The organism is Caenimonas terrae (assembly GCF_042655405.1).
GTDB classification, from domain to species: domain Bacteria; phylum Pseudomonadota; class Gammaproteobacteria; order Burkholderiales; family Burkholderiaceae_C; genus Ramlibacter; species Ramlibacter terrae_A.
The window spans coordinates 1-15,749 of record NZ_JBHSMF010000005.1 but is presented as its reverse complement, the minus strand read 5'-3'; the positions used below and the strand labels follow the sequence as shown (position 1 = coordinate 15,749).

Sequence of the window (15,749 nt, the reverse complement as noted above, 5' to 3'; positions counted from 1 at the left end):
TCAGATCTCCGCCTTGATGGGAATGGTGCGTTTCTTCTCGGCGCCGAACAGGCTGGCCTCGGTGCTGCCGTCGGAGCAGCCGTTGCCGAAGCTGAAGCCGCAGCCGCCGCGCACGTTGAAGGTGTTCTCGGCGTACTCGCGGTGGGTGCTGGGGATGACGAAGCGATCCTCGTAGTTGGCGATCGCCATCACGTGGTACATCTCCTCGACCTCGGCTTTCGTGATGCCGACCTGGTCCAGCACCGCCTGGTTGATGCGCTGGTCCACATGCTTTTCGCGCTGGTAGGCGCGCATCGCCAGCATCCGCTCCAGCGCCCGCACCACCGGCTTGGTGTCGCCAGCCGTCAGCAGGTTGGCCAGGTACCGGACCGGAATGCGCAACTGGTTGACGTCGGGGATCTCGCCATTGTTGCCAAGGTGGCCGGCATTGGCGGCGGCGCTGATCGGCGACAGCGGCGGCACGTACCAGACCATCGGCAGCGTCCGGTATTCGGGATGCAGCGGCAGGGCCACCTTCCATTGCACCGCCATCTTGTAGACCGGGCTGTTGCGGGCGGCCTCCATCCACTTGTCGGGAATGCCGTCGACGCGGGCCTGCTCGATCACCTTGGGATCGAACGGATCCAGAAAGATGTCCAGCTGCGCCTGGTACAGGTCGCGGTCGTGTTCGACGCTGGCTGCTTCCTGGATGCGGTCCGCGTCGTACAGCAGCACGCCCAGGTACCGAATTCTTCCGACGCAGGTTTCCGAGCAGACCGTCGGCTGCCCGGCCTCGATGCGCGGGTAGCAGAAGATGCACTTCTCGGCCTTGCCGCTCTTCCAGTTGTAGTAGATCTTCTTGTAGGGACAGCCCGAGACGCACATGCGCCAGCCGCGGCACTTGTCCTGGTCGATCAGCACGATGCCGTCTTCCTCGCGCTTGTAGATCGAGCCCGAGGGGCAGGAGGCGACGCAGGCCGGGTTCAGGCAGTGCTCGCACAGCCGCGGCAAATACATCATGAAGGTGTTCTCGAACTGGCCGTACATCTCCTTCTGGATGTCGTCGAAGTTGCGGTCCTTGCTGCGGCCGGCGAATTCGCCGCCCAGGATCTCCTCCCAGTTTGGGCCCCAGACGATCTTGTCCATCTGCTTGCCGGTGATCAGGCTGCGCGGCCGCGCGGTCGGCGTGGCCTTCATTTCCGGCGCCGACTGCAGGTGGGCGTAGTCGTAGGTGAAGGGCTCGTAGTAGTCGTCGATCTCGGGCAGGTTGGGATTGGTGAAGATGCGCATCAGCAGCTTCCACTTGGCGCCCTGGCGCGGCTCGATCGCGCCGCTGGCCTTGCGCACCCAGCCGCCGTTCCACTTGTCCTGGTTTTCCCATTCCTTGGGGTAGCCGATGCCGGGCTTGGTCTCGACGTTGTTGAACCAGGCGTATTCCATGCCCGGCCGGCTGGTCCAGACGTTCTTGCAGGTGACCGAACAGGTGTGGCAGCCGATGCACTTGTCCAGATTCAGCACCATGCCGATTTGCGCGCGGATCTTCATGCTGACTCTCCTTGTTCCAGCGTCGCCTTGACCAGTTGTTCTGCGACAGGAGTGTCGAGCCAGTCGATCTTGTTCATCTTGCGCACCACCACGAATTCGTCGCGGTTGGTGCCGATGGTTCCGTAGTAGTTGAAGCCGTAGCTGAACTGCGCGTAGCCGCCGATCATGTGGGTGGGCTTGAGCACGATCCGCGTCACCGAGTTGTGGATGCCGCCGCGCGCGCCGGTGATCTCAGAGCCGGGCGTGTTCACGATCTTTTCCTGCGCGTGGTACATCATCACCATGCCCGGCTTGACCCGCTGGCTCACCACCGCCCGCGCCGCGATGGCGCCGTTGATGTTGAACAGCTCGATCCAGTCGTTGTCGACGATGCCGGCGCGCTTGGCGTCGTCTTCGCTGATCCAGACGCACGGGCCGCCGCGGCTGAGCGTGAGCATCATCAGGTTGTCGGTGTAGGTGCTGTGGATGCCCCACTTCTGGTGCGGCGTGATGAAGTTGAGCGCGATCTCGGTGTTGCCGTTGGGCTTGATGCCGTGGATGCCGGCCGTGGTCTTGAGGTCCACCGGCGGCCGGTAGCTGGAGAACCCCTCGCCGAACGCGATCATCCAGGGATGGTCCATGTAGAACTGCTGGCGCCCGGTCAGCGTGCGCCAGGGGATCATCTCGTGCACGTTGGTGTAGCCGGCGTTGTAAGAGACCGTCTCGCTCTCGATGCCGCTCCAGGTCGGCGAGCTGATGATCTTGCGCGGCTGGGCCTGGATGTCGCGGAAGCGGATCTTCTCGTCTTCGCGGTGGATCGCCAGGTGCGTGTGGTCGCGCCCGGTCTGCTTGCCCAGCGCGGCCCAGGCCTTGACCGCGACATGGCCGTTGGTCTCGGGCGCGAGCTGCAGCACCACCTCGCAGGCGTCGATGTCGGTCTCGATCTTGGGCATGCCTTGCGTCACGCCTTCGGCCGTGACGAAGCCGTTGAGCTCGCCGAGCTGCTGCACTTCCGCCTGGGTGTTCCAGGCGATGCCCTTGCCGCCGTTGCCCACCTTGTTCATCAGCGGGCCCAGCGCGGTGAAGCGCTTGAAGACATTGGGGTAGTCGCGCTCCACCACCAGCATGTTTGGCGCGGTCTTGCCCGGGACCAGCTCGCACTCGCCGCGCTTCCAGTCTTTCACCTCGAAGGGCTGGGCCAGCTCGGCGGGGCTGTCGTGCATCAGCGGCGCCAGCACCAGTTCCTTTTCCACGCCCAGGTGGCCGACGCAGACCTCGCTGAACTTCTTCGCGAAGCCCTTGTAGATGTCCCAGTCGCTGCGCGATTGCCAGGCCGGGTCCACCGCCGTGGACAGCGGATGGATGAAGGGATGCATGTCGCTGGTGTTGAGGTCGTTCTTCTCGTACCAGGTGGCCGTCGGCAGCACGATGTCGGAGTACAGGCAGGTGGTGCTCATGCGGAAGTCCAGCGTCACCAGCAGGTCCAGCTTGCCTTCGGGCGCCTTGTCGTGCCAGACAACTTCCGTGGGTTTCGCCTCCTCGGCGCCCAGGTCCTTGCCCTGCACGCCGTTGCTGGTGCCCAGCAGGTGCTTGAGGAAGTACTCGTGGCCCTTGCCCGAGGATCCCAGGATGTTGGAGCGCCAGACGAACATGTTGCGCGGCCAGTTGTCCGGATGGTCGGGGTCGGTGCAACTCATCTTGAGCGAGCCGTCCTTCAGCGCCTTGACGGCGTACTCCTTCGGCTCGACGCCGGCGGCGGCCGCATCGCGCACCACCTGCAGCGGATTGGTCTGCAGTTGCGGCGCGCTGGGCAGCCAGCCCATGCGCTCGGCGCGCACGTTGTAGTCGATCATGCTGCCCGCATAGAGCTTCTTGTCGGCCAGCGGCGACAGCACTTCGTCCATGCCCAGCTTCTCGTAGCGCCACTGGTCGGTGTGGGCGTAGAAGAAGCTGGTGCTGTTCATCTGCCGGGGCGGGCGGATCCAGTCCAGCGCGAAGGCCAGCGCGGTCCAGCCGGTCTGCGGCCGCAGCTTTTCCTGCCCGACGTAATGCGCCCAGCCGCCGCCGCTCTTGCCGATGCAGCCGCACAGCATCAGCATGTTGATGACGCCGCGGTAGTTCATGTCGCTGTGGTACCAGTGGTTCATCGCCGCGCCGATGATCACCATCGAGCGGCCCTGGGTCTTGTGGGCGTTCTCGGCGAACTGGCGCGCCACCGTGATCAGCTGGGCCCGCGGCGTGCCGGTGATGCGCTCCTGCCAGGCCGGCGTGTAGGGCGTGTCGTCGTCGAAGCTCTTGGCCGCGAACTCGCCCGGCAGGCCGCGGGCCACGCCGTAGTTGGCGACCTGGAGGTCGAACACCGTGGCGACCAGCACCGAGCGCTCCGCGCCGGCCTGGCCCAGCGACAGGCGCTGCACCGGCACGGTCCGGACCAGGACGTCGGTCTGGACGTTGTTCGGGAAGTTCTCGCTGACGATGCCGCCGAAGTAGGGAAAGCCCACCCGCACGGTCTCGGTCGAGGCCTGCCCGCCCTCCAGCACCGAGAGTTTCAGCCTGACCTCGCCGCCGTGCTGCGCTTCCTTGGCTTCCAGGTTCCACTGGCCGACGTCGGCGCGGCCGTCCGCGCCCCAGCGGAAGCCGATGGCGCCGTTGGGCAGCACCACCTTGCCCGAGGCATCGAGGGCGACCGTCTTCCACTCCGGGTTGTTGGCCTGGCCGAGGTTGGCGTCGAAATCGGAGGCGCGGACGTAGCGGTCCGGCACCGTGATGACTTCTCCGCCGGGCAGCGTGTGTTCCTTGAGCAGCACCAGCATCGGCATGTCGGTGTAGCGGCGCACGTAGTCGTCGAAATACGCGCTGCGCTGGCCGCCCTCGGGAAAGTAGAACTCCTTGAGGATGACGTGGCCCATCGCCATGGCCACCGCCGCGTCGGTGCCCTGCTTGGGGTTCATCCAGATGTCGGCCAGCTTGGCCACCTCGGAATAGTCGGGCGTGATCGCCACCGTCTTGGTGCCCTTGTAGCGGACCTCGGTGAAAAAGTGGGCGTCCGGCGTCCGGGTCTGCGGCACGTTGGAGCCCCAGGCGATGATGAAGCTGGAGTTGAACCAGTCGGCCGATTCGGGCACGTCGGTCTGCTCGCCCCAGACCTGCGGACTGGCCGGCGGCAGGTCGCAGTACCAGTCGTAGAAGCTCATGCAGACGCCGCCGATCAGGCTGAGATAGCGGCTGCCGGCCGCATAGCTCACCATCGACATCGCGGGGATGGGCGAGAAGCCGATCACGCGGTCCGGCCCGTGCTTCTTGATGGTGTAGACGTTGGCCGCGGCGACCATCTCGTTGACCTCGTCCCAGGCCGAGCGCACGAAGCCGCCGAGGCCACGCACCTGCTGGTAGCTGCGCCGCTTGGCCTCGTTCTCCACGATCGAGGCCCAGGCCTCCACCGGCCCCAGGGTGATGCGCGCGTCGCGCCAGAGCCGCAGCAACCGGCCGCGCACCATCGGGTACTTGACCCGGTTGGCGCTGTACAGGTACCAGCTGTAGCTGGCGCCGCGGGCGCAGCCGCGCGGCTCGTGGTTGGGCATGTCCCAGCGGGTGCGCGGGTAGTCGGTCTGCTGGGTTTCCCAGGTGACGATGCCGCCCTTGACGTAGATCTTCCAGGAGCAGGAGCCGGTGCAGTTGACGCCGTGGGTGCTGCGCACGATCTTGTCGTGGGCCCAGCGGTTGCGGTAGGCGTCTTCCCAGGTGCGGTCCTCGCCGGTGGTGCGGCCGTGCCCGTCGGCAAAGCTTTCGCGCGGCTGCGAGAAGTAGGTCAGGCGATCCAGGAAGTGGCTCATTCTTGTTCTCCGGGCGGGTAATATCAGCAGGGCATCGGCGCGTTCTTGCGGGCGTAGTACCACCACGTCACCGCGATGCACACCAGGTAGAAGGCGACGAAGACGTACAGCGCCGCCTCCGGACCGCCGGTCAGCGTGATCGAGCTGCCGTAGCTCTTGGGAATGAAGAAGCCGCCGTAGGCCGCCATGGCGGCGGTGAAGCCTAGCGTGGCGGCGCCTTCGGTGTTGCCTTCCTTGGTGGCCAGCGCCACCTGCTGCGGGTCGGACTGGTTCACCCGCGCCAGCGCCTCGTTCAGGAAGATCACCGGGATCATGCGGAAGGTGGAGCCGTTGCCGATGCCGGTGGTCAGGAACAGCACCAGGAACATCAGGAAGAAGCCGGCGAAGCTGCCGCCCGACGGGCCCGAGGGCAGGAAGTAAAGAACGCCGACCACCGCGGACGCCATCACGATGAAGTTCCAGAAGGTCACCTTGGCGCCGCCCACCTTGTCGGCCAGCCAGCCGCCGAAGGGCCGCACCACGGCGCCGACCAGCGGACCGAGCCAGGCGTACGCCAGCGGGTTGACGCCGGGGAACTGGCTCTTGATCAACAGCGGGAAGCCCGCCGCATAACCGATGAAGGAGCCGAAGGTTCCGAGATACAGCAGGCACATCAGCCAGTTATGCTTGCGCCGGAAGATGGTGGCCTGGGTGGCGAACGAGGCCTTGGCGGCTGCGATGTCGTTCATGCCGAACCACGCCGCCAGCGAGGCCAGCAGGATCCACGGCACCCAGATGAAGGCGGCGTTCTGGGTCCAGACCTGCACCGCCTGGCCGTTCCTGGTGATGGTCTGCGGGTCGCCGCCGAAGATGCCGAAGATGCCCATGGTCACCACCAGCGGGCTGAGGAACTGCACCACCGACACGCCCAGGTTGCCCAGGCCGGCGTTGACGCCCAGCGCCGAGCCCTTGCGCTCCTTCGGGAAGAAGAAGCTGATGTTGGCCATGCTGGAGCTGAAGTTGCCGCCGCCGAAGCCGCACAGCAGCGCCAGCAGCATCATGGTCGGATAGCTGGTGGTGTTGTCCTGCACCGCGAAGCCGATGCCGATCGCCGGGATCAGCAGCGAGGCGGTGGAGATCGCGGTCCAGCGCCGGCCGCCCACCAGCGGCACGATGAACGAATAGAAGATCCGCAGCGTCGCGCCCGACAGCGCCGGCGCCGCCGCCAGCCAGAACAGTTGGTTGGTCGAATACTTGAAGCCCAGCGCCGGCAGGCCGACCGCCACCACGCTCCAGACCTGCCAGACGGCGAAGGCCAGGAACAGCGCCGGCACGCTGATCCACAGGTTGATCTTGGCGATGGCCTCGCCCTCGCGTTCCCAGAATGATTTGTCCTCGGGCGTCCAGATCGACAGGACGCGGCCGTGCGGAGCCGGTGCGGTGGTGGTGCTCATGATGACGCTTTCTGAAAGGCCTGGCCCAGGGGCGGTGGCGACGATGGCTGGAGCAGATGCGGGAACGACGGGCCCTCGGCCGCGTGGCTGCCCATGACTTCGGTACGGCGAACTTCGGTGAAGTACATCCAGATCAGCGACACCCAGACCACGCAGTACATCAGCATGAAGGCGCTGGAGCGGATGCCGGTCAGGTCCATCAGGGCGCCGAACATGATCGGCAGCACGAAGCCGCCGAGGCCGCCGGCCAGGCCGACGATGCCCGAGACGGTGCCGATGTTCTCCGGATACTGGTCGCTGATGTACTTGAAGGTGCTGGCCTTGCCGAAGGCCCAGGCGATGCCCAGCACGAACATCAGCACGGTGAAGGCGTAGACGTTCAGGCCGAGGTGGAAGCTGCGCGGACCGTTGACGGTGAGGATGGTGAAATCGGTCTGCGGATAGGACAGCAGGAACAGGCAGATCCAGCTCACCCACATCACCCACCAGGTCATCGTGTGGGCACCGAACTTGTCCGACAGCCAGCCGCCGACGGCGCGCAGCACGCCGCCGGGCAGCGAGAAGCAGGCCGCCAGCAGGGCGGCAATGCGGATGTCCAGGCCGAACTCGCCGACGTAGTACTGCACCATCCACAGCGACAGCGCGACATAGCCGCCGAACACGATGCTGTAGTACTGGCAGTAGCGCAGCACGTGCGGATCCTTGAGCATCTTGAGCTGGTCGCTGAAGCGGACGCTGCTGGGCACCAGGTGCGACGGGTCGCTGTAGCTGAAGAACCAGAACAGGATCACCGTGCCGAGCATCACCGCCGCGTAGACCTGCGGCACCATGGTCCAGCCGAAGCTGACCAGCAGCACCGGCGCGACGAACTTGTTGACCGCCGCCCCCGAGTTGCCGGCGCCGTACACGCCCATCGCGAAGCCCTGCCGCTTCTTGGGGAACCAGCGGGCGACATAGGGCGTGCCGACCGAGAACGAGCCCCCTGCCAGGCCGACGAACAGGCCGATCGCCAGGAAGTGCCAGTAGGCGGTGGCGTAGGACATCAGCCAGATTGCCGGCACCGTCGCCGCCATCAGCAGCGCCATCACGATGCGGCCGCCGTAGCGGTCGGTCCAGATGCCCAGCGGCACCCGCACCAGCGAGCCGGTCAGCACCGGCATGGCCGTCAGCAGGCCGAACTCGGTGGCGTTCAGGTTCAGGGTCTTGCGGATCGGGATGCCGATCACGCCGAACATCATCCAGACCATGAAGCAGACGGTGAAGGACAGCGTGCTCACCGCCAGCACCGACCAGGCCTGGCGGGTGACGGTGGGCGGGCCGGTGGCGGCCGTGGCCGCGCCTGGGTTGCCGGGCTCTTTCCCGGCGCAGGCAGGGGGCGGCTCAGGCCGGTCCCCACCGGCCTGGCCGTGTGGGACGGGCCAGCGCGCTTGCATCGGGCCAGCTTAGGGCAGCCGGCCCGGTGCGCATTTAACCTACATCAAGTGCGGCGCAGAAGCCGGCGGTCAGGCGTGCTTGCGGATCGAGTCGGCCAGCGTGTTGACCAGCTTGTCGATGTGCGACTTTTCCACGATGTAGGGCGGCGCGATCACCAGCACGTCGCCGGCCGGCCGCACCAGCGCGCCGTTGTTGAAGCAGTCGATGAAGATGTCGTAGGCGCGCTTGCCCGGCGAGCCGGCGATCGGCGCCAGCTCCACCGCTGCGGCCAGGCCCAGGCTGCGGATGCCGATCACGTTGGGCATGCCCTTGAAGGTGCTGTGGAACGCGTTGCCGAGAACCTTGCCCATTTCCCCCGCGCGCGCGAACAGCTTGTCCTGCTGGAACAGCTCCAGTGTGGCGATGGCGGCGGCGCAGGCCACCGGATGGCCGGAATAGGTGTAGCCGTGGAAGAACTCGATCACGTGGGGCGGCGCGTCGGTCTTCATCATCGTGTCGTACAGCTTGTCGCGGCAGATCACGCCGCCCATCGGGATCACGCCGTTGGTCACGCACTTGGCGAAGTTGAGCATGTCCGGCACCACGCCGTAGAAATCGGCGCCGAAGTTGGTGCCCATGCGCCCGAAGCCGGTGATCACCTCGTCGAAGATCAGCAGGATGCCGTGCTTGTCGCAGATCTCGCGCAGCCGCTTGAGGTAGCCCTGCGGCGGCAGGTACCAGCCGGCGGAACCGGCCACCGGCTCGACGATGATCGCCGCCACGTTGGACGGGTCGTGCAGCGGCAGGATGCGGTTTTCCAGCTCCAGCAGCATGTCTTCCTGCGACACCGGCTCGACGCCGTTGATGTAGGCGTTGTTGACCGGGTCGTGGATGAAGCGCATGTGGTCCACCCGCGGCAGCAAGGCCGAACTAAATGCCTTGCGGTTGGCCGGGATGCCGCCCACGCTCATGCCGCCGAAGCCGACGCCGTGGTAGCCCTTCTCGCGGCCGATGAAGACGGTGCGATGGCCTTCGCCGCGGGCCCGGTGGTAAGCCAGCGCCAGCTTCAGCGACGTGTCCGCCGCCTCCGAGCCGGAGTTGCAGAACAGCACCTTGTTGAGGTCGCCCGGCGCCATGGCCGCGATCATCTCGGCGGCCTGGAAGGCGCGGTCGTTGGAGGCCTGGAAGGCGGTGGAGTAATCCAGGGTGTCCAGCTGCTTCTTGATCGCCTCGTTGATCGGCTTCCTGTTGTGGCCGGCGCCGACGCACCACAGGCTGGAGATGCCGTCGATCACCTTGCTGCCGTCGTGCGTGGTGAATTCCATGCCGTCGGCGGCCACGAACACCCGCGGGTTCTTCATGAAGCTGCGGTTGGGGGTGAAGGGCAGCCACTGGCTGTCCATGTTGAAGTCGTTGTACGCCATGGAAATCTCCAAATCGAACGGTCCAAAAGGGCATTTTCGCACCTGCGACAATTGAAGGCGTATGAACCACGCCTACGTCCTCACCCTTTCCTGCCCGGACCGCCCGGGCATCGTGCACGCGGTTTCCGGCTTCCTGCTGGAGCACGGCGGCAACATCGAAGAAGCGGCCCAGTACAACGACCACGACACCGGCCTGTTCTTCATGCGCGTGCAGTTCGCCTGCGACCAGCACACGCACGACGACCTCAAGACCCAGCTGCGGTTCTTCGCCGAGCCGTTCAAGATGCAGTGGAAGCTGCACGCGACCACCCAGCCGATGCGCACCGTGATCCTGGTCAGCAAGGAAGGCCACTGCCTGAACGACCTGCTGTTCCGCTGGCGCTCCGGCCTGCTGCACCTGGACATCGCCGCCATCATCTCGAACCACCGCGAGTTCTACCAGCTGGCGGCCAGCTACAACGTGCCGTTCCACCACCTGCCGATGACTGCCGCAACCAAGGCGCAGGTGGAAGCCAGGCAGTTCGAGATCATCGAGGCCGAGGGCGCGGAGCTGGTGGTGCTGGCCCGCTACATGCAGATCCTGTCGGACGACATGTGCCGCAAGCTGGCCGGCCGGGCGATCAACATCCACCACAGCTTCCTGCCCAGCTTCAAGGGCGCCAAGCCGTATTACCAGGCCCATGACCGCGGCGTGAAGTTGATCGGCGCCACCGCGCACTACGTGACGGCGGATCTGGACGAAGGCCCGATCATCGAGCAGGACGTGGCGCGCGCCGACCACAGCAAGACGGTGGAAGACCTCACCGCGATGGGCCGCGACACCGAGAGCCAGGTGCTGGCCCGCGCCGTCAAGTGGCACAGCGAACACCGCGTGCTGCTCAACGGCCACAAGACGGTGATCTTCAAGTAGGGCCATGAGCACTCGCGCGACACCAGCCTGGGCCAGCCTGCTGGTCGCGCTGCTGCTGCTCGCGGGTGCCGTCCGCGCCGACACCCTGGACGACAGCCTGCGCACGGTCTGGGAAAGCCTGTGGGACCAGGGCGGCACCGCGCGCCAGACCATGCGCTGGAAGTCCCCCGTCGCTTACCGCATCCACGGCCCGGACTCGGCGCGCCACGTCCAGCATCTGCGCAATGCGCTGGCCGCCGCCGGCGACGCCGCCGGCATCGCCCTGGTCGACGTCTCGCAGCAGGCGGACGCGGCCTCCACCGCCGGCCTGGACATCGAGGTGGTGAGCGACGACGACCTGGGCAGCGACGCCTGCGTGACGGAATATCTCCAGGTCCGCAACTGGTTGCTCGAGCGGGTCCATGTCCGCATGCGGTCCGGCGAAGTGTGGCGCTGCGCCTACCACGAGGCGGTGCACGCCATGGGCATCGCCGGCCATCCCTCGGGCCGGACGGTGCTGAGCTACTTCCCCTACCGGCGCGACCGGCTGATGGAACTGGACCAGTTGATGCTGGCCGCCTGGTATTCGGCGCGCCTGCCGCCGGGCAGCACGCCGCTGGCCGCGCTCGTCGTGCTGAGCGACGCCGTGCTGGCGCAGCAGGACCTGGGGCTGTCGCCGCAGGAGGCGCGCGAACGCACCGCCGCCTTCCGGCAGGCTCGCCTGCGGGACATGGAAGCGCTGGCGGAAGGGCGCGGCGAGATCCCGGCCATCCTGCTGCGCTCCGGGCGGGCGCACGTGGCCTACGACGCGCCGACCCAGGGCCGCTATGCCTGGCATGTCGGCGTCGCCTACCTGCTGGGCGCGGGCGTGGAGCCGGATCCGGCGGCGGCGGCCAGGTGGTTCGAACAAGGCGCCCGCAAGGGCTTCGCGCCGGCGCAGGTCATGTGGGCGCGGGCGCTGCGCGACGGCACCGGCGTGGCGCCGGACCCGGTGGCCGCGTATGCATGGTTCGCCCTGGCGGCCAACGGGGGCAACGGCGCCGCGCCGGCCGAACTCGCGCAGCTGGAACAATCGCTGGACGCCGGCCAGCTGGAACAGGCCCGCAACCGGATCGCCACCGGAACCACGCCATGACCGCCCGCATTCCGCCGATCCAGTGCCTGCTGACGTTCGAGGCGCTGGCCCGCCTGCGCTCGGTGACGCAGGCGGCCGAGGAGCTGTGCGTGACGCCGAGCGCCGTCAGCCACCGCGTGCGCCAGCTGGAGCAGATCATCGGCGCCAAGCTGTTCGGCCGCGCCGACTTCTCGCTCACGACCGAAGGCAGCGAGTACCTGGCCCATGTGCGCGAAGGCATCGCCATCCTGGAGCGCTTTCCCGGCCGCGAGTCGGCCCAGGGCAAGCGCAAGCTGAAGGTGGCGGTGACGCCGACCTTCTCGCGCTCGATCCTGATGCCGCGGCTGCGCGGCTTCATCGAGGCCTATCCGGAGATCGACCTGATGCTGCAGGTCTCGATCCCGCTGCTGGACGTGGTGGCCGAGGACGCCGACCTGATGATCCGCTTCGGCACCGGCCGCTACGCCGACGTCGAGCATGTCTGCCTGATGACCGACGAGGTGACGCCGCTCGCGTCGCCGGCCTACCTGCGCGAGAACGGGCCCTTCGATTCGATCGAGGAGCTGCTCGCCGCCAAGCTGATCAAGAGCCCGCTGGAGCCCTGGCGCACCTGGTTCCTGGCCCATGGCGTGGATGCCGGCGAGCCGGGCGAGGGCTCCTCCTTCAACGACATCGGCCTGATGTGCGACGCCGCCGCCCAGGGCCTGGGCATCGCGCTGGTGCGGCTCAAGCTCGGCCAGCCCTGGCTGGAGAACGGCACGCTGGAACGCATCTCGGAGCGCAACGTACCCAGCCCGCACGCACACTACCTGTGCTGGCGGGCCGGCACGATGGACCGCTGGGAATGCGCCGCCTTCGCCGAGTGGCTGAAGAAAAGCCTGGGCTGATATTTCAGCCCAGGCCGCAAAAAACTTCAGCCGGGCGGGCCCGCAACTGGCCTACAGTGGCGGCATGAATGCACCGATCGACACCGCTGTCCTGAATCGCGCCGAACGCCAGGCGCAGGTGGTGCGCGCGTTGCAGGCGGTGCTGCCCGCCCATGCGCTGCTCTGGAACGCCGAGGACACCACCCCGTACGAATGCGACGGCCTCACCGCCTACCGCCAGCGTCCGCTGGTGGTGGCGCTGCCGGAAACGCACGACCAGGTGCAGGCGGTGCTGAAGGCCTGCCACGCGCTGGAGGTGCCGGTGGTGGCGCGCGGCGCCGGCACCGGGCTGTCCGGCGGCGCGATGCCGCATGCCCTGGGCGTGACGCTGTCGCTGGCCAAGTTCAACCGCATCGTCAAGGTCGACCCGTTCAGCCGCACGGCGCTGGTGCAATGCGGCGTGCGCAACCTCGCGATCAGCGAGGCCGCGGCGCCGCACGCCCTGTATTACGCGCCCGACCCGTCCAGCCAGATCGCCTGCACCATCGGCGGCAACGTGGCCGAGAACTCCGGCGGCGTGCATTGCCTGAAGTACGGCCTGACGCTGCACAACGTGATCAAGGTCAAGGGCTTCACGGTGGAAGGCGAACCGGTGGAGTTCGGCGGCGACGCGCTCGATTGCGCCGGACTGGACCTGCTGAGCGTGATCGTCGGCAGCGAGGGCATGCTGGCCGTCACCACCGAGGTGACGGTCAAGCTGGTGCCCAAGCCGCTGCTGGCGCGCTGCATCATGGCCAGCTTCGACGACGTGCGCAAGGCCGGCGATGCGGTGGCGGCGGTGATCGCCGCCGGCATCATCCCGGCCGGCCTGGAGATGATGGACAAGCCGATGACGGCGGCGGTGGAGGACTTCGTCCACGCCGGCTACGACCTGACGGCCGAGGCCATCCTGCTGTGCGAGAGCGACGGCACGCCGGAGGAAGTGGAAGAAGAGATCGGCCGCATGAGCGACGTGCTGCGCTCCTGCGGCTGCACCGCGCTGGCGGTCAGCCGCGACGAAGCCGAGCGGCTGCGCTTCTGGAGCGGCCGCAAGAACGCTTTCCCGGCGTCGGGCCGCATCAGCCCGGACTACATGTGCATGGACTCCACCATCCCGCGCAAGCGGCTGGCCGACATCCTGCTGGCGATCCAGCAGATGGAGATCAGGTACGGATTGCGCTGCGCCAACGTGTTCCATGCCGGCGACGGCAACCTGCATCCGCTGATCCTGTTCGACGCCAACGACGCCGACCAGCTGCACCGCGCCGAGCTGTTCGGCGCCGACATCCTGGAGACCAGCGTGGCGATGGGCGGGACCATCACCGGCGAGCATGGCGTCGGCTACGAGAAGCTCAACTCGATGTGCGTGCAGTTCAGCGCCGCCGAGAACGAGCAGATGTTCGGCGTCAAGCGCGCCTTCGACCCCAGGCAGCTGCTCAATCCCGGCAAGGTCATCCCGACGCTGAACCGCTGCGCCGAGTACGGGAAGATGCTGGTGCGCGGCGGCCAGCTCGCGCACCCCGAGCTGCCGCGCTTCTAGCCGGCGCCGGAGCCCGGCTCAAGGCTCACGGCTTGCATTGCGTGGCGGTGACATTGGAGGTGACGGCGCTTTCCTTCTTGTCGTCGCGCCCGGGGGGCGTTTCCTCCTTTTGCGCCAGCGCCACGAACACGGTCACCACGTTCTGCTGCTCCGTCACCGCCAGCTGCACCACGTCCCGGGCGGCGGTCGGCAGCAGTTCGATGATCTGCTGGACGGTCGGCGACGCGGGTGCGGGTGCGGGTGCGGGGCTCGGGGCAGGCGTAGGCGCCGGCGCCGGCGAGGGCGCGGGCGCGGGTGTCGGTGCAGGGCTCGGCGCGGGCGTGGGTGCCGGGGACGGCGCTGGCGACGGCGCGGGTGTGGGTGCCGGCGACGGGGCTGGCGACGGCGCGGGCGTGGGTGCCGGCGACGGCGCTGGCGTAGGCGCCGGGGAAGGCGCAGGCGTCGGCGCTGGAGATGGCGCAGGCGTCGGTGCGGGTGACGGCGCGGGTGTGGGTGCCGGCGACGGCGCAGGCGTAGGCGCCGGGGAAGGCGCGGGTGTGGGTGCCGGCGACGGCGCTGGCGTAGGCGCCGGGGAAGGCGCAGGCGTCGGCGCTGGAGATGGCGCGGGCGTCGGTGCGGGTGACGGCGCGGGTGTGGGTGCCGGCGACGGCGCAGGCGTCGGCGCCGGGGTCGGTGCAGGCGCTGAAGTGGGTGCTGGCGCCTGGGCCGTCAGTCGCAGCGACACCGGCGCGGGCGCAGGCGTGACCGATACGTTGAAGCCGGGGACCGTCGGCAGCCCGCCGCTGACAGTCCCGGCGGCGCTGCGGATCACGTCGAAAGTATCGTTCGCCACATAGCTCGCACCCGCCATGTCGGTGCGGTTGATGACCGTGCCCGAACTGACGGCGACGGCGCCCGACACCGACACGGCGTCGTACGCAGTTGTCGACGCAGTCTTCAGCACCACGGTGCCGGCGCTGGTATCGAGGTTGCCCGCGATGGACAGCGTGCCGGTCGCCGTGGCGCTGCCGGGCGCCAGCGTCCCCAGGTTCACCAGCGTGCCGGTTCCGAGATTGAGCGAGCCGCTGCCCGAGATCACGCCGCTGGCGGGGTTGGTCATGCCGACACCGCGGTAGACCGTCGCTGCGCTCGCGATGTTCAAGGTTCCGTTGTTGGTGAACGTATCGGGCTGGATGTACAGCGTCTGGCCGGTGTCGCTCGCATCGATGGTGCCGTTGTTGATGAGTGTGCCGCCGGTGTAGTTATAGAAGCCGCCATGGCCGCGGTACGTGATGCCGGAACCGAGCGTCAGCGTCTCCCCGGTGCCGCCGGCATTGATGTAGATGTATCCGCCCGGGCTCAGGAAGGTCGCCGCGCCGCCGGAGCCGCCAACCGAGATCGACTGGCTGCCGTACATCGACAGGGTCGAGCTGCCGGCGTTGAAGGTGACGCCGTTGGCCAGCGCCAGCCCGTTCTTGACGTTCAGGTAGCCGCCGCCGACCAGCGACAGGTTGCTGCCGATGCCGATCGCGTCCAGCCATCCGCCATAGCCATACAGGGGGGTGCCGTCGCCGCTCACCAGCGTGCCGTTCCTGAGCGTGCCGTACATCTGGCTGAGCCCGCCGGTGCCGAAGGTGGCCGAGCCGATGTCCAGGGTGCCGCCTCCCAGGTCCAGGACGCCGGTCAGGTTGAAGCTGCCGCCGGTGCGGGCGATCT

The 15,749-nt window shown here is 67.6% G+C and carries 9 protein-coding genes and 1 pseudogene; 4 read left to right on the top strand and 6 right to left on the bottom strand.

Annotated elements, in window-relative coordinates; translation table 11 throughout:
- The 5 genes from narH to aptA form a co-directional block, all read right to left on the bottom strand.
- A complete protein-coding gene (gene narH, locus ACFPOE_RS05790; RefSeq protein WP_376849071.1) occupies window positions 1-1,524 on the bottom strand; it encodes a nitrate reductase subunit beta in 1,524 nt (507 codons plus the stop codon).
- Window positions 1,521-5,336 carry a nitrate reductase subunit alpha gene (locus ACFPOE_RS05785; RefSeq protein ID WP_376849070.1) on the bottom strand — a complete coding sequence of 1,272 codons (3,816 nt, stop codon included), beginning with the start codon at window positions 5,334-5,336 and terminating at the stop codon, window positions 1,521-1,523. Before ACFPOE_RS05785 ends, narH begins: the two co-directional genes overlap by 4 nt.
- A 23-nt stretch (window positions 5,337-5,359) precedes the next feature.
- Window positions 5,360-6,769: a NarK family nitrate/nitrite MFS transporter gene (locus tag ACFPOE_RS05780; protein WP_376849069.1), complete on the bottom strand. Its 1,410-nt coding sequence runs from the start codon at window positions 6,767-6,769 to the stop codon at window positions 5,360-5,362.
- The gene (locus ACFPOE_RS05775; protein ID WP_376849068.1) at window positions 6,766-8,202 is read right to left on the bottom strand and encodes an MFS transporter; all 1,437 of its coding nucleotides are present in this window, start codon (window positions 8,200-8,202) and stop codon (window positions 6,766-6,768) included. Before ACFPOE_RS05775 ends, ACFPOE_RS05780 begins: the two co-directional genes overlap by 4 nt.
- A gap of 69 nt (window positions 8,203-8,271) precedes the next feature.
- Entirely contained in the window at window positions 8,272-9,606 is a 1,335-nt protein-coding gene (gene aptA / locus ACFPOE_RS05770; protein WP_376849067.1) for an omega-aminotransferase AptA, read from the bottom strand.
- A gap of 61 nt (window positions 9,607-9,667) precedes the next feature.
- On the opposite strand from aptA, the gene purU reads away from it, so the two are divergent.
- The 4 genes from purU to ACFPOE_RS05750 all read left to right on the top strand — a co-directional run bounded on the left by purU (window position 9,668) and on the right by ACFPOE_RS05750 (window position 14,054).
- Window positions 9,668-10,516, top strand: a complete 849-nt coding sequence (gene purU / locus ACFPOE_RS05765; RefSeq protein ID WP_376849066.1) for a formyltetrahydrofolate deformylase — start codon at window positions 9,668-9,670, stop codon at window positions 10,514-10,516.
- A gap of 4 nt (window positions 10,517-10,520) precedes the next feature.
- Entirely contained in the window at window positions 10,521-11,630 is a 1,110-nt protein-coding gene (locus ACFPOE_RS05760; RefSeq protein WP_376849065.1) for a tetratricopeptide repeat protein, read from the top strand.
- Window positions 11,627-12,496, top strand: coding sequence for a LysR substrate-binding domain-containing protein (locus ACFPOE_RS05755; protein ID WP_376849064.1), 870 nt, complete (start codon window positions 11,627-11,629; stop codon window positions 12,494-12,496). Before ACFPOE_RS05760 ends, ACFPOE_RS05755 begins: the two co-directional genes overlap by 4 nt.
- A 64-nt stretch (window positions 12,497-12,560) precedes the next feature.
- On the top strand, window positions 12,561-14,054 hold the full coding sequence (locus ACFPOE_RS05750) for an FAD-linked oxidase C-terminal domain-containing protein (RefSeq protein WP_376849063.1): 1,494 nt from the start codon (window positions 12,561-12,563) through the stop codon (window positions 14,052-14,054).
- Between the two features lie 25 nt (window positions 14,055-14,079).
- Here the strand turns inward: ACFPOE_RS05750 and ACFPOE_RS05745 are convergent.
- Window positions 14,080-15,749: pseudogene (locus ACFPOE_RS05745) on the bottom strand (hypothetical protein); the annotation flags it as partial.